Consider the following 20,884-nt stretch of genomic DNA (forward strand, 5'->3'; position numbering starts at 1 on the left):
AAGTTCGTCAAAAGTAACAGGAATCAACTGCGAAGGCCGACTTCATTTTCACAGGATTCTCTGGGGAAAATTTGCCTATTTTGTTTCAGTTTATTGAACATGGTCGGTTTATTGACTTCTCCAGTGGTTGGTGACATCTATCACAATCCCCCTTAAAGTAAGGCGTGATGATATTCACGCAATTCGCAATTTGATAGGAGATGAGAAACATGAAGACCCCCAAAGCACTCCGCTGGTTGGCTTCCTTGTCTATGCTGGTGCTGCTGCTCTTGACGGCCACCGGGTGCGATAACATCATCGTGCTGGATCCCAAAGGACCGATAGCCGGCGGGCAGCGAGATTTAATGCTCATATCAACGGTATTGACATCCATTGTTATTGTGCCTGTCCTGATTCTTACCGCAATCATTGTTTGGCGCTATCGCGACAGGAAAGGCAGAAAAGCAAAATACACACCGAATTGGGAGCATAGTACGAAGCTGGAAGCCATCTGGTGGGGGATTCCGATCGTGATTATTACCATTCTGGGCGTGATTACCATAAAGAGCACGTATGCCCTGGAGCCGTCCAAGCCCCTCGAGTCGGATCGCAAACCGTTGACCATTCAGGTGACTTCGCTGGACTGGAAATGGTTGTTTCAATATCCGGAGCAAGGAATCGCCACCGTGAATGTTGTCCATATTCCGGAGGATGTACCGATCCGATTTGAGATTACGGCCGATTCTCCCATGAATTCTTTCTGGATACCGCAGCTCGGCGGTCAAATTTACGCCATGTCCGGAATGGCGATGACTCTTTATTTGCAAGCCGATGAAGCTGGAGACTATTGGGGTTCCGGTGCGAATTTCACCGGGAAAGATTTCGCCAAAATGAATTTTGATGTGAAATCGACAACGCAGGAAGAGTTCGATCAATGGGTGAGCGAGATTAAGGCATCGTCTCCGGAGCTGACTTTGGACGGCTACAAACAGCTGGCAGAGCCGGCCGCTTCGGAGGTTCAAACCTTTTCCGCTTTCCCGGAAGGCTTGTTTGAGATGACAGTGACCAAATATGGTGCTTCGCACAATCACGGCTTGTCCTGGAAGGACATGCAGAATATCAAGCTCCAGGAGTAGCGGGCTTCGAATTGGAAGGTAAGGAGTGAGTGCCCATGTGGGACGAAATAAAGAGTTTTGCTTCGGAATTTTTTGTGACGGGAGATCCGTTAATTTACGGTGCGGATGTCAGCATTGTTATAGCCATTATCGGCATTGTATTTGTCCTTACTTATTTCAAAAAATGGGGATGGCTTTGGCGTGAATGGCTAACGACCGTCGATCATAAAAAAATCGGCATTATGTACATTCTGGCCGCTTTCCTAATGCTGTTCCGCGGCGGCGTGGACGCGCTTCTGATGCGGGCGCAGCTAGCGTTGCCGGAACTTAGTTTTTTGCCGCCCGATCATTACAATCAGATTTTTACGACGCATGGCGTAATTATGATTTTGTTTATGGCGATGCCGTTTATGTTCGGCTTATTTAACGTGATGGTTCCGCTTCAGATCGGTGCGCGCGATGTCGCTTATCCTTTCCTTAATGCGTTAAGCTTCTGGCTGTTCTTCTTCGGCGCCATGCTGTTTAATTTGTCCTTCGTCATCGGAGGATCGCCGGATGCGGGGTGGCTCGCTTATCCGCCTTATTCGGAACGAATGTTCAATCCGGGTGTCGGCCAGGATTTCTATATCTGGGGGATACAGATCTCAGGGATCGGCAGCTTGATGACGGGGATCAATTTTATCGTGACGATTCTGAAAATGCGCGCTCCCGGCATGAAGCTGATGAAAATGCCTATGTTCCCGTGGTCGGTTTTATCGAGCTGTATTGCGATTATTTTTTCTTTTCCCATCTTGACGGCAACTCTGGCGCTGCTGTTTCTGGACCGCTATTTGGGCGCGCATTTTTTCACCCTGGACGGCGGCGGCAATCCAATGATGTATATCAATTTGATCTGGATGTGGGGTCACCCTGAAGTTTATATTATCGTGCTGCCGGCCTTCGGCATTTTCTCAGAAATTGTGTCTACCTTCGCGAAGAAAAAGCTGTTCGGCTATAAATCGATGGTGTATGCCATGATGATTATCAGTATTTTATCGTTTTTTGTATGGGCGCATCACTTCTTTACGATGGGCTCCGGCGCAGGGGTCAATTCTGTCTTTGCGCTGACGACGATGTTGATTGCCATCCCGACAGGCGTTAAAGTGTTCAATTGGCTGTTTACGATGTTCCGGGGAAAAATCACCTTCGAGACTCCTATGTTATGGACGATCGGCTTTATTGTTTGCTTTCTCGTCGGCGGGATGACCGGGGTGCTTCTGTCGGTGGCGCCAGCGGATTTTCAATTCCACAACAGCTATTTTCTGATCGCGCATTTTCATAATACGATCATTGGCGGTGTGGTGTTCGGCTATTTCGCAGGTCTGTATTATTGGTGGCCCAAGCTGTTCGGCTTCAAGCTGAATGAGCGTATCGGGAAATGGGCGTTCTGGTTCTGGAATATCGGTTTCTACGTATGCTTCATGCCGCAATATGTGCTTGGGTTAATGGGAATGACACGGCGGCTTGTCACCTACGGTTGGGACAAGGGATGGTGGGAAATGAACCTGGTCTCCACGATCGGGGCCGGGTTGATGGGATTGGCCTTCCTGTTTCAGGTATGGCAAATCGTGTACAGCGTCAAGCATCTGCAGAAAGATGAAACGGGCGATCCCTGGAACGGGCGCACGTTGGAATGGTCGATTCCTTCTCCTGCGCCGCACTACAATTTTGCAACGCTGCCGCAGGTATCTTCTCAGGACGAATGGTGGGAGGAGAAGCAGCGCAGAAAGAGCGGTCCATTCTCTCCGGCTCCGGCGAAGCTGGAACCGATCCATATGCCCAAAAATTCGGGAGTTCCTTTTGTGATGTCGATGTTCTGGTTCGCAGCCGGATTTGGTTTTGTATTTGATTGGCTCTGGTTAACGATATCCGGTTTAGTGGGAGTAGCGGTATGCATGCTGGTTCATTCATTCAATTATGATACCGATTATTATATCCCAGTGGAGGAAATTAAACGCACAGAGGCTGCGATGAGGGGGTAACCAACGAATGGCTTCATACAACGATTCTGCGCAAGTCTATCATCCCGCATCTCATTCGGATCATCATCACGACCATCCGGATATGGAAGAAATGCGGACCTTCGGATTCTGGATCTATCTGATGACGGATGTGATTATATTCGGTACATTATTTGCTACCTATATTGTCCTGCAAGGCAATAGAGACGGGGGGCCCGGACCTAAGGAACTGTTTGAGCTAGGCGGTATTATTGCAAGTACTTTTATTCTGCTGACCAGCAGTTATACAAGCGGTCTCGCCGTGCTGTCCATGAATAAAGGCAATCGCCAAGCTCTAATGGGTTGGCTCGGCGTCACGGCATTGCTCGGTGCGGCATTCATCGTGCTGGAAGTCAATGAATTTGTTCATCTGGTGCACGAGGGAGCCACCATCAGCACAAGCGCTTTTCTATCGGCTTTCTTTACGTTGGTCGGAACTCATGGGCTTCATGTATCTATAGGATTGGTCTGGATGGTTGCCTTGATTCTTCAGTTGGCCAAGCACGGCATTACGCCGGTAACGAAGCGTAAAGTGAATGTGATCAGCCTGTTCTGGCATTTCCTTGATGTCGTCTGGATTTTCGTATTTACGATTGTCTATTTGATGGGGGTGAGCTAGATGACGAAGCATGATATGACAGCTCCGCATGACGCGGGAAGCCATGGCTCCTTGAAATCCTATACGATCGGTTTCCTGTTCTCCATTATTTTGACGATCATTCCCGTTGCAGTCGTCGTATATGGCTGGCTTGAGGGGATGGCGAACACTATCGTTCTGATGACGGCAGCCGTGCTGCAGTTCGTCGTTCAACTGATTTATTTCATGCATCTGCGGGAGGAAAAAAAGCCTCGTTACAACCTGGTGACCCTGATTCTTGGTCTGTTCATTTTACTTCTTATCGTTATCGGCTCCATGTGGATCATGATGTTTAATATGGTGGCAACATGAGTCGGTCTTCCGCAAGTTTATTGGCTTCTGACAGGAGGAAGGAGGTAAGGGTCAAAGACTGGATTCAATTGACCAAGCCGCGAATCCTTCAATTGAATCTCGTTGCCGCCTTTGGCGGGTATTGGTTGGCTTCCCGTTGGATGATCGATTGGAGCCTATTGCTTTGGACGCTGCTGGGCACCGCATTGACGATGGCCTCCTCGTGCGTTGTGAACAACATTTGGGACTGGAAGCTGGATCAGAAGATGAGCCGAACGAAGGACAGGCCGCTGGCGACCGGACGTTTGAAATTAAGAGGCGCGCTGCTGTACGCCCTGGCGCTTGGAATAGCAGGAGAAGCCGTCCTGTTCGGGCAAGTAAACGCACTGTGCGGCTGGCTCGGATTGCTCGGCATGTTGGTCTACATCGTCGTATACACGATGTGGTTAAAACGATCCTCGACCTGGAGCACGTCCATTGGAGGCGTGTCGGGCGCCATGCCGCCTGTCATTGGTTACTGTGCGTCTACGAATGAGATAGATGCAGGGGCTCTGCTGTTGTTCGCGTTGTTATTCCTTTGGCAGCCCGCCCATTTCTGGTCACTTGCCATCCGGCGCGTAGAGGAATATCGGGCAGCGGGCTTTCCTCTTTTGCCGGTTCGCAAAGGAGTGCGCCGGACGAAGCTGCAAATGATTCCCTATGTCGTGCTGCTTCTGCCGACAGTAGTATTGATCTTCACCTATGGTTATGCAGGCATTATCTTTCTTATCGTCTCTTTGCTGACCGGATTCATTTGGTGCTGGCATACGATAAGAGGCGGCGCTGCGTTGGACAACGACAAGTGGGCCAGAATGAATTTTCTGCTTTCGGTCAATTACTTGATGGTCGTCTTTCTCATTCTGATCTTGGACACCTCCGGTCGCCCATTTTAGTAATAAAAATTTGGAGGGATTGGTTTATGAAAAAAAATAGTTTGCTGTTAATGGGTCTTATGTTTCTCTTATTCACTGCAGCCTGCTCAAATACCGACATTGCCGAAGATTCAGGGTTGGTTCAGGTCGAAATAAAGACGGTTCAGGATACCCTGCAGCCGGGACGGGCCATTCTTATTGATGCATCTGTTACTCAGGGCACGGAAAAGGTGACCGATGCCCGGGAGGTCAAGTTTGAAATTTGGAAGAAGGGTCAAGAAAAACATGAGATGATAACTGCACAGCATTGGCAAGATGGCACTTATCGAATCAAAACCATGTTCCCGGAAGATGGCATTTATAATGTAACGGCTCACGTTACGGGCAGAGATACGGATGTTATACCGACAAAAGAACTGATAGTGGGAAATGGATCAGCGAGTTAATTTGGCTTACCTTGGATGACGAATGTAAATAGTTTATCCGTTATTTTAGGAGTGGGGTGGAACGCCTTGAAGGCAAAGCTTACGAGCTCTCTTATAGTTGTCATTGTGCTTTTAGTTACTGCGTGCAGCAAAGAAACGGACAACCAGGTGAAAAGTGAAACGATGAATGGACCGGCAGATGCGAACGCAGCAGCATTGTATAAGAAACAATGTATATCCTGCCATGCTGCTGATTTAAGTGGAAAAGTAGGACCGGACTTGCGGGGGATTGGCGCCACTAGGACGGAGGAGGAACTGGTTGAGATCATTCAAGACGGTTCCAAAGGCATGCCGGCCTTCCAAAAAATATTAAGCGTAGAGGAAATAGAAGCACTAGCGCAATGGCTCTCGACAAATAAATAAGGCAAGGGGATGGATTTTCGTTGAAAAGAGCAGTCTTATACGCTTTATTCGGTTTGATGATTGTCATGGCAGTAACCGCATGCGGCAACGGAAAACCAAATCAGCTTAATTATGAGGTTAAACCTTTTGAAGCGGTCGACCAGAACGGTGAGCCGATGTCCTTGTCTGACTTGGAAGGCAAGGTCTGGTTCGCGGACTTTGTTTTTACGCAATGTATAACGGTATGTCCAACGATGACAGCACACATGTCCGAATTGCAAAAGAGATTAGAAGCAGCGGGTGTGGAGGCGGAATTGGTCTCTTTCTCCGTGGATCCGGAGCGGGATGATCCGGAGGCATTAAAAAATTACCTGACCAAATTTGACGCCGATTTCTCTAATTGGCATGCGTTAACCGGATATGAGTTTGACGAAATCAAAACTTTTGTTCTGGATTCGTTCAAGACGGTGGTGGCCAAGGATACGTCCTCTGATCAAGTCATTCACGGTACTTCGTTTTTTCTAGTAGACCCGTCGGGCACTGTGGTGGCCAAGTACGATGGGATGGTGGATACTCCATATGATAAAATCATTAAAGATGTTAAAGCGCTGCAGCAATAGTTTGTAGCGAGATCCGCTTAATAGGAGGGACGAAAGGATGATCCAGAGACTTGATCATATGGTTCTGACCGTAACCGATATTGAAAAAACGATCCGCTTTTATACGAGTGTTCTCGGGATGGAGGAGGAAACGTTTGGCTCAGGAAGAAAAGCATTGCGCTTCGGGCATCAAAAAATCAACTTGCATGAGGCCGGCAAAGAATTTGAACCGAAAGCCAAACATCCTGTACCCGGATCGGCAGATCTATGTTTCATTTTCGAAAGGATGACCATAGAGGAACTAATAAGCCATCTTGGAAACCATGATGTGGAGATTGAGGAGGGACCAGTCAGAAGGACAGGTGCGCTGGGCCCGATTATATCCGTATATATTCGGGACCCGGATCAAAATCTAATTGAACTCTCCCAGTACCTGGAGGAGTAGTCGGGGCTATCGGCCTTTGAATTCGTTATTAACCAACGAATGGTTAGAATAGGTTCGAAAGTTATAAAGGGATAAAGGATCTGCGAATGGATTCTTTATCCTTTTATCTTTATATCGAAGTGATGTTCTAGTAATGAAGTCGGACGACAAGTACATATAGACACTGAAAGCCGCATAATACGCGGCTTTTTTTGTGTTAAGCATATCAAGTTCTTGTCGTAACCTTAATGACATTCATAAGCGGATATGACAATTGTCATGTCAACTCATTCCTCTGATCACTGTGAGCACGCTCTTTACGATTGTAAGATGATCACAGAGACAAATAAGAAAGTGAGGAGTATGAGAGATGATTGTAGAGGTAAAAAATTTGATCAAGCGTTAAGAGGCCGCCGTCTTCTCTGGGATTGAATCCCCGTGAACTGGAAGTGCTGGCGCTTGTCGCCGAAGGATTCTCAAACAAGGAGATTGCCGAGCATTTATATCTGAGCGAAGGGACCGTGCGCAATTATGTAACAGCACTGCTCGAGAAGCTTCAGCTTCGCGACCGGACCCAACTGGCTATATTTTATCTAAAGTATCATTAGACGATAGGTATATAGATTCCCATGATTGTGGCCCACATGTAAAATGGCAATATGGGGCAATTAGGTATTCCTTTAGCGGACACGAATTCCTGCGATTATATGTTCTTATGAAGCGATTTCAATCACAACATGTAGTCAGCTAGGCTCTGAGAAAATTAGTTATCCATTCCATATGTGACAAAAAAGGTGAATGAAAAGACTTGTATACATAAATACAAAGCTTTCATTCACCTTTTTTAAATTAGATTATAAGATTCTCACTTATAATCATGCTTATCATTCACCGCGAATCGTCAATCCATCTTTAAAGGAGGCGGGAACCGTTAACGCTTGGTTGGATTAATCAAGAACGGCCCGGAGCGCTGCAGCAAATTTGGAAATGCCCGAAACAATTTCATCTGCTTTCGGCCTTGCAAATGTGAACCGAACATAACCGGAATCCGAACCGTAGACGCTGCCAGGGACAAAGATCATTCCATGGCGGATAGCTTCTTCCAGCAGCTTGTTATCGTTTACCTCGGGGATAATCTTGCACCACAGGTGCAAGCCTCCCTGTGGAATTGAGAAGCTGACCAGATCCGGCAGTTCTTTGTGAAGTGCTTCTATTAACAAATCCCGTTTATAAAGCAGATGCATTCGCAAACGCTCCAAATGAGGCTGGATATATGGAGACTTCAAGAACTGGGCGGCCACCTGTTGAGGAACAATGCTAAGCCCGAAATCCATCTGCTGTCTGGCATCGGCCAGCCGTTCAACAACGGAATGAGGAGCGACCATCCACCCGACGCGCAGCCCGGATGCTGCGATTTTGGAGAAAGAGCCAATATAGAGGACCGAGCCGATGGCATCCTTTGATTTCAGCGGAAGCGGCGGTGTTCCATCATAGGCGGTCAGACTGAAGGGATCGTCCTCTACAATCGGGAGTCCCAGTTCACTTGCCACATCGAGCAGTTCAATCCGGCGCTTGGCATCAAGGATAGTACCGGTCGGATTCTGATAATTTGGATTGATGAACACCATCTTGATTCGGTGTTTTTTATATAAGGAACGAACATCCTCGGGACGAATTCCTTGAGTGTCAACGGGGAGACGGAACAACCGGAGGCCGGCCGATTGAAACATGGGCAGCGAGTAGCAATAAGAAGGATCTTCAATGGCCACTGCATCTCCCGGGGCCAGCAGACACTGAGTAATTAAATATAAGGATTGCTGGGACCCGGACGTGATAAGAATCGACGATTCCGTCGTTTGAATCCCTCGGTATTGATTTAGATAGGTGACGAGTGTTTCTCTAAGAGGAACGAATCCTTGAGGATGATCGTATCCAAGATATCCTGTATAGTGGTTTTCGTCGATGAGAGTATTGATCTCTTTCACTGGAGAGATGTCGGCACCCAGTTCGCCGCTGGCAAAATCAATCAATGTTTTGTCTTTCTGCAGAGCTTCCCGGATTCGGCGTAAAAAAGGCAGATTAGGCAAGAAACTGCCTCCTTCAACGTACCGGTGCCAATTAGGGGTATGTTTCGGCATAGCTCCCCATTTATACTTACTTACCCGAGTTCCGCTTCCCGTACGGCTTTCGATGATCCCAAGCGCACGAAGCTCCGCATACGCAAGAATAACGGTGCTTCGGTTCACTCCCAATTGTTCGGCTAATTTTCGTTCGGAAGGCAGAAGGCTGCCCGGGGGGAACTCGCCGTAGGAAATTCTTCGCTCGATGTCGTCTGCAATTTGTTGATACAGTGGTTGGCTGCTAAAACGATCGGGCTTCCACATGATTGTCACCTCCCTTACTTGGTGTTATTAGCTCGATTAGGGTCACAGGATTATTTTCATCATAACATTTGGCTGGTGAATTAAGAGCCGTTTTTTCCATCAAAAAAATGACGAATGTATTTCAATCTGTTGAACATGGATGGTGATGTTACTTATAAATTGGATGGTTTATAATCAGAAAATTCTTTCTTCTTAGTATCGACTATTATTGGTCGGATAACCCTGTCCCCAAAGAGGCTTCCATACCGGGGAATTCTGGTGATCATCCGAATATTGTTGATTTAATGGGGGATTTTGGAATAAGATAGAGGGGGAATGTATGTTCTTTCGGTAGCAAAGGATGTGAGAAACTATCATGCGACAAGTACAATATGATAATGAAGAGCGTATGATTATATTAAGCCTTCAACCCAAACCGTACCGCAGCATTTTGAATGGGAATGAAGAAGTATGAATATCGGCGTAAATTTCTGAAGACTCCAGTTCGTGCCTTCATTTCTGTAAGTTCGCCAATTAAAGAAATAAGAGGATACATAGAATTCGGAGAACCAATCATTGATACAATTGAGAGAATTGGTCAGATCGCTGAACAAGAAAGAACCGGAGGGGCTTTTGGAATATTAAAATATATGCAAGGGTTGGAAACAGGATTGGCAATACCTATTAAATCAATTCGTGAAATAGAACCGATACCACTTGTAGAACTTAGAGAAAGGTATAATTTTGCAGTACCGCAATCTTATATGAATGTAGATTCTAATCCGAAGCTCAAACAAGTGTTGGTTCAAAGACTCCTTTGTACAAATCCTATTGCTTTCCCTATCGTTGTAGATGGAAAAACGAAAAAAACGGCATTTCCTGCTACAACAACGAGTCGAGACATGGATTTGTTAAGGAAAGCCAAGCTGGGATTGATGCGAAAGGTTGAAAAGTCCAGGAAGTGGTACGCTCAAATTTCGGTAGAAGTGCCTACAAGCGAAACAAGTCACGAAGGAATCATGGGAATCGACTTCGGGTTGAAGGTTCCTGCTGTGGCTGTGACGACTACAGGCAAAACCCGAGTCTTTGGAAACGGCAGACTAAACAAGTACATACGAAGAAAATACCAACAACGTAGACGTAAATTAGGAAAACTTAAAAAGTTGACTGCTATTCGTAAATTAGGTAATAAAGAGCAGCGTTGGATGAAAGATCAAAATCATAAGATGAGTCGTCAAATGGTGAATACAGCCATTCAAGAAGGTGGTCCATCACAAGAATCCCAATGATACCGAAGGTGTCAGCTTGCGGCTTTAGCCGTGGGTTTCAACCGAAAGGAAGAAGAGGAAGAACCGCCTGCATGGGCGTTAAATTTGCTTCAAAATATGGGGAGATACGTTTTTAACAGCGGGAATGTTTTTAGAACGGGTGATTATTTGGACGCAAACGGTCCGATATGCCTGGATTCCGATACCCAACTGACCGCGCTAGCTTTTGTCCATGATCCGGAGCTGTCTACAATCGATACACCGAATGGGCGGGTACAGTTTCTGCAGATGATTGGTATTACAGGGGATGAACTAGAATCTATGCAGACATGGAATGCTTGGGGTACTCTCGTCGGGGTTAAAGTATATGCCGTCGTATATAACAGATTTAGAGCGAGATTCTCTGCTCAAGATTCCTGCCGTTTCCGAGCTGATCATCACATTATCAAAAATCATATGCAATAGGATAGATTGGGAATACCAACTAAGAAAGAGCAGTTGATTGGAGTAAATAATTTCAATTTCTCGGAGGTAAAGTATGACGAACAAAAAAGCATTAATTATTATTGATGTTCAATTGGAAATGTTTAACGAATCAAATCCAGTTTTTCAAGGAGACCTATTACTCGAGAAAATTAATAATTTAATCTCCAGGGCACGTGGCTTAGAAATGCCAATCATATATATTCAACACTCGGAAAGACCTGGCACACCGCTAGAGAAAGGTAAACCAGGATGGGTCATTCACCCATCCGTAAAACCTGAAGCTAATGATACGGTAATTGAGAAGACAACTCCGGACTCTTTTTATAATACGAGGCTTAAAGAAGAATTAGATTTAAGAGGAATTACCGAATTAATAATGACGGGAATTCAATCTGAAGTATGCGTGGATACGACCTGCCGCCGTGCGTTTAGTCAAGGATACAAAGTAACTTTGGTGAGTGATGCTCATAGTACGTGGAATACAAATCATCTTTCGGCCGAACAGATAATCAATCATCACAATAATGTTTTGAAGTGGTTTGCGGAAGTTGTAGAAAGTGAAAAGATATTTAAATAAATTCGGCCCGACGGTTGACGGGCACTCAGTATTCGGGGAGTGAACATTATTAAAGATCTGATTAACAAGCTATTACCATTAGATGAGCTGCTATTAATGTCTGGCGAGGATATCGTCGGACATGTTGCTCTAAATATTTATGATGGTTATTTAACAAAGATCAGAGAGAATTTTGAACAAATTCCAATAGTTTTGAAACATATAGTACTTCTTATTGATCTGGATACGGAGGTAACTATGAATGGAATTTCGGGTTACTTAGAAAATTCAAGCGGCTGTTATTTAGAAGATACGATTGAGGCCTTGGAAAGAATTCAACTTAAACAAGATCTATCTATTCTAAAGAACATCCAGAACATTCTAGCGTCTAATGGAATTTAAATTTGAACTCGCTAGCAAGAACCGGCAAGAATACAGGTCTTTGGAAGGGTTTAGCTGAAATGAGCAAATGACATGCCAATCTGCAGGTGAATTTAGCTAATTGGCCAATTTTCCGCTTTTGGTGGGGAGTGACATGTATTTTTGCCTGTCTTCTTCGTTATTTACCGGATTTTCGCAAATAACCTGTATTTTGGCTTGTCTTCTAATGCGATGCCATATCGATTGCCGGGAACTACGCTGTTTTTCAAATGACTGCCTCTATCGTGGAGCAAAAAGAACATTTAATAGTTTGCCGACGACTCAATAATCAAAGAGGTATATCCAAACTTGCAGGGCAAGCGGATTTGTGTAGCCACAGCCTGAGTCCGACGAAGTGCTGGCAAAATACAGTAAGCTGATGATCGAAGAAATACTTTTATAATCACGAATCAGATTTCTATCTCAGGGTCATTGACACTACATTGTCGATGGCCCTTTGTGCTTGGGTGGATTCGATAAAAAAAGAAGCTTGTCTGTACAAAAAAATGTTCCACTCTTAGTTATCGAATTTATGGAATTTGCCCAAATGGGCCACTGACACGTAAATCTGCGTTGACTGGGCCAATATGCAAGGCTAGAATTCTGTTAGCGTCCTTGCACGGATGTAGAAAGGGTGATTGCATTGCGTATGCTGCAAGGTAAAGTGATTTTAATTACCGGCTGCCTCGGGGCGGCGGGGCGTTCGGCGCTGCCTATGTTTTTGGAGCGAGGAGCCATTCTGTTCGGATGCGACATCCATCCTATTGGCCATTATCCGGAAATTGTACAATTGAAGGAGGAGTACGGTGAGCAGCGGTTCGTTTATAAGCAAGCCGATATATGCGACGAAGATCAGGTGATAGCGGTGATGTCGGACATCGACCGCAGCTTCGGGCGGTTGGACGGCACGTATCATAATGTGTATCGAAATGTTGAAAAGCCGGCCGTAGAGCTTTCCTTGGCGGAATGGGAAGATTCGATAAGGGGGACGCTGACGAGCACCTTTATGGTATGCAAATATGCACTGCCCTTGCTGATCCGCTCGGGTGGCGGTTCCATCGTCAACATGTCTTCCATACTAGGGCAAATTCCGATAACGGGCTGTTACGCATATGGGGCGGCCAAAGCGGGTGTCATTCATTTTACCCGTGTGCTGGCCCTCGATTACGCTCAGTACGGCGTACGCGCCAATACGGTCATTCCCGGCGATTTCCGATCGGCGGAAGTGTATGCGCTGCAAACCGAGCAGCATAAGGAAGCGATGAGGAGGAACGCCTTTCTCGGCAGAAGCGGAATGGCGGACGAGATTAACGAGGTGGCCGCCTTTTTACTATCGGACGCATCCTCCTATGTAACCGGTTCGTCATATCATGTGGACGGGGGGTTCCATCTATGACCCTGTCATCCGCCCCATCTGTCTCGATTGACTGCCGGCATGCAGGAGGCAACATTCGGGTTCTGTCCGTTGAAGACGACCATGTGCTGCTGGAGCAGGATTTGCGGGATACGTCAAACTGGTGGTTTTATTGGAATTTTTCAGCCTTTGCTTCGAGCGGTAAGACGATACGATTCCAATTTGTCAACGGAGAAGTGGTTGGGCCTTGGGGTCCTGCCGTTAGCGTTGACGGGGTTAACTGGCGCTGGCTGGGAGAAGCGTCTCTCCTATCGAGGGAAGCCTTTACTTACACCTTTCGGAATGGAGGCGAGAAAGCCTACTTTTGCTTTTGCATCCCCTACCAGCTGTACCATTTCGAACGCTACTATGCCCGCATTGCCGGCCACAAGGAAGTGAGCCGGGGAGTGCTGACGCATTCCGAGCTGCTGCGGCCGGTTCCGCTAATAACGCTGGGCAACCGTAAGGCGGACCGGCATATTTTTTTCACAGCAAGGCATCATGCATGCGAGTCGGCTCCTTCCTATATGCTGGAAGGTTTGTTCGATGCCCTTCTCGCGCCTGATTCATCTCCGATTCTGGAACGATTTTTGCTTCACTATATTCCATTCATGGATATGGATGGGGTCGAGAACGGTGACCAAGGCAAATCGCGGATCCCTCATGATCACAACCGTGACTATATCGAGAAGCCCCTTTATCGTTCGACCGCAGCGTTAATGAAATATGCGGAAGGATTAAGGACAGCTGTAGCAATCGATTGTCATAGTCCGTATAAATGGGGAGAGCGAAACGACGTCCCCTTTTTTGTCAAGCGGGATTCGCCGATCAAAGAACGGATCGAGGCACTGAGCGGATTATTGGAACAGGTAAGCAAGGAACGCAGCGACAAGGACGCCATCAGGCATTCGTCTGTCCATGACATTAATATGGGAGAAGACTGGAATCTGCCCGGCAGCACAACATGCGCGAGCTTTTTTGCGGATGCGGGGGCACATCTGGCATGCAGCTTCGAACTTCCTTACTTCGGCAGCGGCAATCCCGTCTACACCCCGGATAACAGCCGAAGATTAGGACAAGATTTTGCGCGTGCGCTTGAGCTATTCGTCCTGTCGATGTGAGGAAAAGTTCATAATTTTGTTCTATAACGATCAAAACAATGTGAATGATATACTTTTGGGCGGAGTGATACAATAAATTTGATAAATAAGAAATAGGAAGGGGGGAGTTGATTCCAAACGGGCACGGGAAACGGAATAAAAGCGATAAATGTGGATTACCGCTGGCGATGACCGGGTTCGCTATCCAACCAATTGGAGAGGGAGGCGGGAGAGTAATGAGCTTCTATCTCATTGACGTGGCCGCATGGGGTATCCGTAACGACGGTACGAATCCGCTTGCAACGACACAAGGAATTAACAACGCGCTACTATGGGCATATCAGAATGGGTATACGTATGTAAAGCTTCCTGAAGGTGTGTATACAGTAGCGAAAGGATCAGCTTCCAAGGATTTTAGTGAAAACGCTTGCATTCATCCGCAAAACGATACTACGCTGGATTTGTACGGATGCGTGATTCAGAAAGAAACTAATGGTTGGGATTATTACGCCACCATAAGTATTATTGAAAAAAATAACGTGACAATCCTCGGCGGAAAAATAGTGGGCGATCATCTTGCTCATGATTATGCCACAATAGCAAATTCCATTCACGAAGGCTGTATCGGAATCATCGTAGAGCGCGGATCACGCAATATTACGTTAAATGGCGTGGAGGTAACTAATTTCCCCGGTTATTGCGTATCTTTATCGGGCACATATAGCCAGTTGGCTGTAACCACTTCCCTTGATTGGGAAGCCGGTACATTGGATTCCGTCACCGGCACTAACGTTGCAGATGCAAACTGCATGAGAATGAATAAAACAATATCGTTAGCTTCTTTGGCAACTTCATCGACCGGCCGACCCAATACTTCGACTAACGGCGGATACTTCTGTATTTGGGGAAACGGATACGGATCCTACGGTACGCGATACGATGGCAGCCCGGTAAATCTAAGCAAGACTATCTTTGAACTATACTGTTACGATGACGATATGGTTTATAAAGGAAAAGTTCGAAAGCGCGGCTTCGACGATATTCATCTCAATGTGCTGCCGGCCGGAACGACCCGGTTTAAAATTTCGTTGCCTTACGACCTTTCCCAGATCATTCCGAGCACGATTTACATTACGATCAACGCATTCCAATTTTCGCGCGGTATACGTCTTCTCAACTGCGATATTCATGATTCTTTTTCTCTTGGAGCAGCCATAACAGGTGCACAGCAAGTAGTCATCGAAAACTGTGAGTTTTACCGGATAGGCAATTCAACTCCTGTGGCCGGCAGAAAACTTTATCCGTTTCCGATGGGAATTGACATCGAGGACGGATCGAACATCAACCAGCATATCATCATCCGGAACAATCTATTCCGGGACAATGAAAGTCTGCACATCAGCGTAGTTCATGGAAGAAATATAATTATTGAAAACAACAAGTTTGACTCCGTTACGAACGGCTATAGCAGCGGTGTCGTTTTCCAAGGCTCCAGAGGCGCAAATATCGTATCCCAATATAATCAATACAACTGCGTAGTCGGTACGGGGCAAGGAACAAACGGCTATGTGCTCTTTAAACGAGACACTTTCTTAAGCGCAACGTTGTCCATTAACTATGAGTCCATATACGAAGGATGCATGTTTGAGGACGTTTCTTTCCTCTTGATGATGAAAACATATCCCGACTTTACTGCAGGGACGAATTATGCCGGAAGTGTCGGCACTGCCGTACTTCCTACTGTCAAGAATGCCGCTTGGTTAGACCATCCGTTGTATTACGTCCTTATAACACCAGGCGCACTCTCATGGTCTTCCGGTATGAAATATACGGTCGGAAATCAAGTTACCAATGCCGGCAAGGTTTATCAGTGCACGGAGGCAGGGGGCGGCAATGCCACGAATGCGCCTGTCCATTCATCCGGTGATCATGCCTACGCAGACGGTTATACATGGTTCTTCGCGGGTGCCATGGTTGAGCCGGCATGGGCAACAGCTCCCGGAAGCTACACCGTAGAAATTACAGGTAGTATATGGCAAGCTTTCGCATATGATGTTCCCTATGACACCGTTACCTTTAGCCATTGCAAATTCAACTTTAACAAAAAAGAAGCTGCAGGAGGTTGGTTGAATCGCAGGGGGATAGCAGAGTTTAAAAATTGTAAATTTTCGTTAAATGCCTCTTCCAGGTTGTTCGGTGATAATTCCAAAGGCTGGGATTTCATCGGGAAGAACGCCTTGATTTTTCGGGATTGCGACTTTCGGGTCACAAACTCTGCTGCCAAACTTGGAGAACTGTCTTTGAACCAACTATCTTTTATCGGGTGCAGTTTGTACGGCGACAAGGCCGGATGGGCATCAGCGGGTTTCTGGAAGGTTAATGACGCGCTTATCCAGAATTGTTTCCTTCACAATTTTGACATGAAGCTTTCCGGACTTGCGAACTCATTTACCAAAACGGTCCAGATCAAAAATAACCGGATCGTTCTGAATAAAGAAAAACGAGTATTTGGTGCGAATAACGAAGGAATTTACTTAACCAATTTCGAGAACGTACTCATTGAAGGAAATAAGGTGTCTATGCAGCATCCGGCGCAGCTCAACCGACCGTTCACGATATATGCCGAAAAGCATCTAAAAATAACCGATAATTATTTTGAATCAAGTTATAGCGGCAACAAAATCGAGCTGTTCGGTGCATTTAGAAATGCCTCATACACAGCAACTGTGCCGAAAGTAACAGCATATATCGGTGAGAACCTCGTTCATCAGATGACTATTCAACAGGATAGTACATTCATTCCTCAGCTATTGAAATTACTTGGCGATATTTCCACAGATATCAACGCGGCTTCGGTCGGAACGGGCGATCGGATGGCTGGAATCCCGACTTCCGGAGCATATGCCGTAGGACAAATCCTATATCATTCCGCTCCTGTCCCGGGCGGATATATCGGATGGGTTTGTACGACGACGGGAATTACAAATGATACGGAATGGACTTCCGGCAGTCAGTATACAGTCAACACCTTGGTCAATGCTGCGGGCAACGTCTACCAATGCACGGTTGCAGGCCAATCGGGCAGTTCGAATCAACCTGCAGGAACTGCGGCGACCGAGCAATCGTATCCGGATGGGTACTCATGGCTATATATCGGAGCGTTGGCTGTCTTCAGGCCTTTCGGATCCATCCTATAACTATTCGGAAGGAGCGATTTATCCATGCTTAAGCATCTGTTGCTTGGAACCATCATGCTCAGTATCTTGCTTGCGATGGCTTTACCGATTAAGGCAAACGCATCGCCTCCTGTGCCAAGGGAAGCGCTGATCGAGCAGGCCGACCAGCTCCATTCGTTGCTAGGTTCTACGAACCGGCCCCAACTGAAACAGTTTCTTGAAAGCGTGCATGATAGAGCCACTTCGCTGCTAGGCTCTTCTGAGATTTCGCCAGAAGATGGCCGGCTCACTCAGAAGGCGTTGGAATATGCGTTGAAATTGGCGGAGGATGTCCATATGGCAGATGATGCCGATCTGTTGGCGAACTCTCCGTTTATCGTGTATGATGTTCCAGCGCTAAGTCCGCTGCCACGGCTGCCGGATGACGTTCCGGAAGACGGTATCATCAGCGATCGGATTTCACTCATTTCGGCGCAAGGCGAATTTGAAGCCGCATCTTTCGTGCTCGCCCCTTTGAGAGACGTGAACTCGGTCACTTTCACTACCTATGATTTGCAAGGCAAGGAAGGCACGATCCCCGCCAGCGCTGTTGATCTGCGGGTCGTAAAAACCTGGTATCAGGGCGGAACGGCATGGTACAGCTATTTCAGCGACTCTTCCAAGAGCGTGCTGGTCCCCGAACTTCTTCTGCATGATGAAAACTTGGTTCAAGTAGATACGGCTAGAAAAGGCAATTCGTTACGGGTTGACTACACGACCGGATCGCAGTATGTGGACATTTCCAATATCCCGACTATGGAATTTGACTTTTACTCGGAACCCGTCGAGGATAGCCCGACGCTGCTCCCTATTACGCTTAAGCAGGGAGAGTCCAAGCAGATGTGGTTGACTACGAAAGTGCCGCTAGGGACGCCTGCCGGTATTTATAAAGGTTCGATTGATATTACTGCAGATGGGGCCCCGGCTGGCAGGATCTCGCTCCACATTCGTGTTCTGCCGTTCGAGCTTCCCGACCCGAAGACGTACTACGATTTGAATAAGGATTTTTACGTCATGCTTTACAATCACAGCCGCTTGAAGGAAACGTTGAAAGCGACCGATGGGAACACCGAACTGGCTGAAACGAGGCTTCTGAACGAATATCGCAATATGGCCGACCACAACGTTATCCATCTCCCCGGGCCCTATTATTCGGCCGCAGATAAGAGCACCTTCCTCAGACAGCTGGAGCTGATGGCGCAGGCCGGACTCGATTTGGATCCGCTTTTCGGCGTCAAACAAGCTTATCCTCCGTACAGTATCTATATGCAATACAACAACTATTTGAATGCCAAAAAAGCTTATGAATCGAACCCGACGGATGAAAACAAACAGAAGATGGATACTTTCTACAATGCATGGCGTAAGGGCATCGAGGACCACAAGGTTGCGATTGCCGAAGCTTTTGACATTGCTGCCGGTGCAGTTGGTCATACGAATCTTTACTTTGATGGTTGGGATGAAGCCAGTTGGGGCCTGCTTCAGTTCCAGCAAGAGCTGTGGGAGCATATTCAGGACAAGGGAGGTAAAGTTTATGCCACAGGCCATGCGTCTCATCTTGAACTGGAAACTCCGGAAAATTTCTTGAACTGGGTCGGGGAACCGACGCGCGAGAAAGCAGATCAATGGCATGCCCTGGGCGGCGATCGGCTTATTACAAACTATGCTTACCCGCACACCGGTCCCGAGAATCCGGACTTGATGCGTCAGCGGCACGGGATGTGGCCATACAAAGCGAATTATGATGCTACCTACAACTACATCTATTATGAGAATCCTACGAATATCTGGAACGACAACGCATCATCCGAATTTCGCGCCTTCAACCTCGTTTATCCGACCCGAACGAATGTTATCGACACTATTGCATGGGAAGGTTACCGTGAGGGAATCGACGATATCCGTTATGCGACGAAGCTTAAGCAGGTAGCTGCCGACGCGATGGACTCCGGCGTTCAAGAACGTATCACGGCTGCCACCCATGCCTTGAACTGGCTCGAGTCCGTCGATGAACGCTCAACGAATCAGGATTTACTGAGGCTTGAGATGATTCGCCACATTCTTAACATGCTTGACCTGCAAAATGGGCAATAGGAGGGGGAACGATGACCCGAACGACAAATCGAATGATTGCGTTGCTGCTGGTGCTGGCCTTCTGTGGATCGATTATGGTAAACGCGAGAATGGCGGATGCCGACGGTACAAAAGTCTACGAAGTCACCTACGCGACTGAAAATTTATCAACTCCGATAAGCTGGGTGCAAAGTCCATACTTTAACCATCCGCAATACAAAGAAACACGGTTTGAAAACTATAATAACAATGCTCCGATTCCGCCAGGCGGCGAGCATGAGACGGCTTTTTACATGGTATACCGCGAGGATGGCTTGTATATGTTTTTCCAGTCCGCCGAGCCGGGAGTCGATGATAACGGCGATCCGCTCGAAAATTGGCTGGAAATCTATATAGCTGCTGGTGAAGGAGACATTCCATACCATCAAATAATTATACCGACATCCGGATCCCCGATCGAATATTATGAGTGGCAGACCGAATTTCGGCATAACCGTCCGCTGGAAGGCAGCGTAAAAATAGATTCGGAGCCCATCCCGGGTGGATGGGGTACGGTGGTTATCCTACCTTGGGAGGCCGTATATGACTCTGTGCCGATCAATGGAGGCAATTGGCAGTTCAATCTGATCCGCTGGTCACCCGTGGATGGCCAAACCTGGGGAGGGAAAGTGCACCAAACGGGACGGTTCAATCAGCTTCAGTTCCAACCGCCGACACCGGAACAACGTATGGCTATCCAGAAGCACGTGCTGACCAAAGCCTGGAATAAATTTCAGTCAACTTCCGAAGCGCTCACTGAATATTGGTTAATTAACCCTGCGACGTCGGAGACCGCTTTCTATCACAGAGTTGTCTTGCCTCTGCTGGTCAAAGGACTCGCGCATGGTGTCCAAATGCGTGACTTGGATAGACTGAATGCACAACAAGTGGATCATCTGTTCCGGCAAGTTCCGAATTGGATGGAGCTTCGCTACAATGTAGATGATCAACGTCAACGATACATCCGAAATCAACTGCTGCATGGCAATCCGCCTTCGTCGGTAACCGATGCGACATACGATGCAAGAAGCAATACACTAAGCGCAAACGGGTATATACGCTCCCCTTCATCGAAGTACGCATAGGCTTGATGCCCGGCCAAAGTCGCCTCCCGTTCGGAGAGCGGCTTTTGTCAACTTTCCAGCATCG

Annotated in this window: 18 protein-coding genes and 2 pseudogenes; 19 read left to right on the plus strand and 1 reads right to left on the minus strand. The window is 47.0% G+C overall.

Translation table 11 applies throughout. From position 1 onward, the window contains the following. Positions 1 to 209: 209 nt before the first annotated feature. The 10 genes and pseudogenes from cyoA to KJS69_RS04840 all read left to right on the plus strand — a co-directional run. Entirely contained in the window at positions 210 to 1,115 is a 906-nt protein-coding gene (gene cyoA, locus KJS69_RS04795) for a ubiquinol oxidase subunit II (protein ID WP_213582126.1), read from the plus strand. 35 nt (positions 1,116 to 1,150) lie between these two features. Next, entirely contained in the window at positions 1,151 to 3,115 is a 1,965-nt protein-coding gene (locus KJS69_RS04800; RefSeq protein ID WP_213582128.1) for a cbb3-type cytochrome c oxidase subunit I, read from the plus strand. A 7-nt stretch (positions 3,116 to 3,122) separates the two neighbouring features. After that, on the plus strand, positions 3,123 to 3,752 hold the full coding sequence (gene cyoC, locus KJS69_RS04805) for a cytochrome o ubiquinol oxidase subunit III (RefSeq protein WP_213582130.1): 630 nt from the start codon (positions 3,123 to 3,125) through the stop codon (positions 3,750 to 3,752). After that, a complete protein-coding gene (gene cyoD, locus KJS69_RS04810; protein WP_213582132.1) occupies positions 3,753 to 4,082 on the plus strand; it encodes a cytochrome o ubiquinol oxidase subunit IV in 330 nt (109 codons plus the stop codon). It begins immediately after the preceding gene. Then, on the plus strand, positions 4,079 to 4,993 hold the full coding sequence (gene cyoE, locus KJS69_RS04815; protein WP_213582134.1) for a heme o synthase: 915 nt from the start codon (positions 4,079 to 4,081) through the stop codon (positions 4,991 to 4,993). Before cyoD ends, cyoE begins: the two co-directional genes overlap by 4 nt. 26 nt (positions 4,994 to 5,019) lie before the next feature. Continuing rightward, the gene (locus tag KJS69_RS04820) at positions 5,020 to 5,418 is read left to right on the plus strand and encodes a FixH family protein (protein ID WP_213582136.1); all 399 of its coding nucleotides are present in this window, start codon (positions 5,020 to 5,022) and stop codon (positions 5,416 to 5,418) included. A gap of 66 nt (positions 5,419 to 5,484) precedes the next feature. Continuing rightward, positions 5,485 to 5,820 carry a c-type cytochrome gene (locus tag KJS69_RS04825; RefSeq protein WP_249730369.1) on the plus strand — a complete coding sequence of 112 codons (336 nt, stop codon included), beginning with the start codon at positions 5,485 to 5,487 and terminating at the stop codon, positions 5,818 to 5,820. 20 nt (positions 5,821 to 5,840) lie between these two features. Continuing rightward, on the plus strand, positions 5,841 to 6,419 hold the full coding sequence (locus KJS69_RS04830) for an SCO family protein (protein ID WP_249730370.1): 579 nt from the start codon (positions 5,841 to 5,843) through the stop codon (positions 6,417 to 6,419). A gap of 37 nt (positions 6,420 to 6,456) precedes the next feature. After that, the gene (locus KJS69_RS04835) at positions 6,457 to 6,843 is read left to right on the plus strand and encodes a VOC family protein (RefSeq protein WP_213582139.1); all 387 of its coding nucleotides are present in this window, start codon (positions 6,457 to 6,459) and stop codon (positions 6,841 to 6,843) included. 404 nt (positions 6,844 to 7,247) lie between these two features. After that, positions 7,248 to 7,430, plus strand: a pseudogene (locus KJS69_RS04840) (response regulator transcription factor); the annotation flags it as partial. A 339-nt stretch (positions 7,431 to 7,769) separates the two neighbouring features. On the opposite strand, the gene pdxR reads toward KJS69_RS04840, so the two are convergent. Next, positions 7,770 to 9,206: a MocR-like pyridoxine biosynthesis transcription factor PdxR gene (gene pdxR, locus KJS69_RS04845; RefSeq protein ID WP_213582141.1), complete on the minus strand. Its 1,437-nt coding sequence runs from the start codon at positions 9,204 to 9,206 to the stop codon at positions 7,770 to 7,772. 440 nt (positions 9,207 to 9,646) lie between these two features. On the opposite strand from pdxR, the gene KJS69_RS29565 reads away from it, so the two are divergent. The 9 genes and pseudogenes from KJS69_RS29565 (at position 9,647) to KJS69_RS04890 (ending at position 20,820) form a co-directional block, all read left to right on the plus strand. After that, on the plus strand, positions 9,647 to 10,474 hold the full coding sequence (locus tag KJS69_RS29565; protein ID WP_249730371.1) for a hypothetical protein: 828 nt from the start codon (positions 9,647 to 9,649) through the stop codon (positions 10,472 to 10,474). A 42-nt stretch (positions 10,475 to 10,516) separates the two neighbouring features. Continuing rightward, a pseudogene (locus KJS69_RS04855) lies at positions 10,517 to 10,889 on the plus strand (suppressor of fused domain protein); the annotation flags it as partial. A 102-nt stretch (positions 10,890 to 10,991) separates the two neighbouring features. Continuing rightward, entirely contained in the window at positions 10,992 to 11,516 is a 525-nt protein-coding gene (locus tag KJS69_RS04860) for a cysteine hydrolase family protein (RefSeq protein ID WP_213582143.1), read from the plus strand. Positions 11,517 to 11,555: 39 nt separating this feature from the next. Next, positions 11,556 to 11,897, plus strand: coding sequence for a DMP19 family protein (locus KJS69_RS04865; RefSeq protein WP_213582145.1), 342 nt, complete (start codon positions 11,556 to 11,558; stop codon positions 11,895 to 11,897). A gap of 652 nt (positions 11,898 to 12,549) precedes the next feature. Next, the gene (locus KJS69_RS04870) at positions 12,550 to 13,311 is read left to right on the plus strand and encodes an SDR family NAD(P)-dependent oxidoreductase (RefSeq protein ID WP_213582147.1); all 762 of its coding nucleotides are present in this window, start codon (positions 12,550 to 12,552) and stop codon (positions 13,309 to 13,311) included. Next, positions 13,308 to 14,429: a M14 family metallopeptidase gene (locus KJS69_RS04875; protein ID WP_213582149.1), complete on the plus strand. Its 1,122-nt coding sequence runs from the start codon at positions 13,308 to 13,310 to the stop codon at positions 14,427 to 14,429. Before KJS69_RS04870 ends, KJS69_RS04875 begins: the two co-directional genes overlap by 4 nt. Positions 14,430 to 14,644: 215 nt before the next feature. Further along, positions 14,645 to 17,605: a right-handed parallel beta-helix repeat-containing protein gene (locus KJS69_RS04880; RefSeq protein WP_213582151.1), complete on the plus strand. Its 2,961-nt coding sequence runs from the start codon at positions 14,645 to 14,647 to the stop codon at positions 17,603 to 17,605. A gap of 24 nt (positions 17,606 to 17,629) precedes the next feature. Next, positions 17,630 to 19,717 carry a hypothetical protein gene (locus KJS69_RS04885; protein ID WP_213582153.1) on the plus strand — a complete coding sequence of 696 codons (2,088 nt, stop codon included), beginning with the start codon at positions 17,630 to 17,632 and terminating at the stop codon, positions 19,715 to 19,717. 11 nt (positions 19,718 to 19,728) lie between these two features. Next, positions 19,729 to 20,820, plus strand: coding sequence for a hypothetical protein (locus KJS69_RS04890; RefSeq protein WP_213582155.1), 1,092 nt, complete (start codon positions 19,729 to 19,731; stop codon positions 20,818 to 20,820). Positions 20,821 to 20,884: the final 64 nt, after the last annotated feature.

The organism is Paenibacillus sp. J2TS4 (assembly GCF_018403245.1).
GTDB lineage: Bacteria > Bacillota > Bacilli > Paenibacillales > NBRC-103111 > Paenibacillus_L.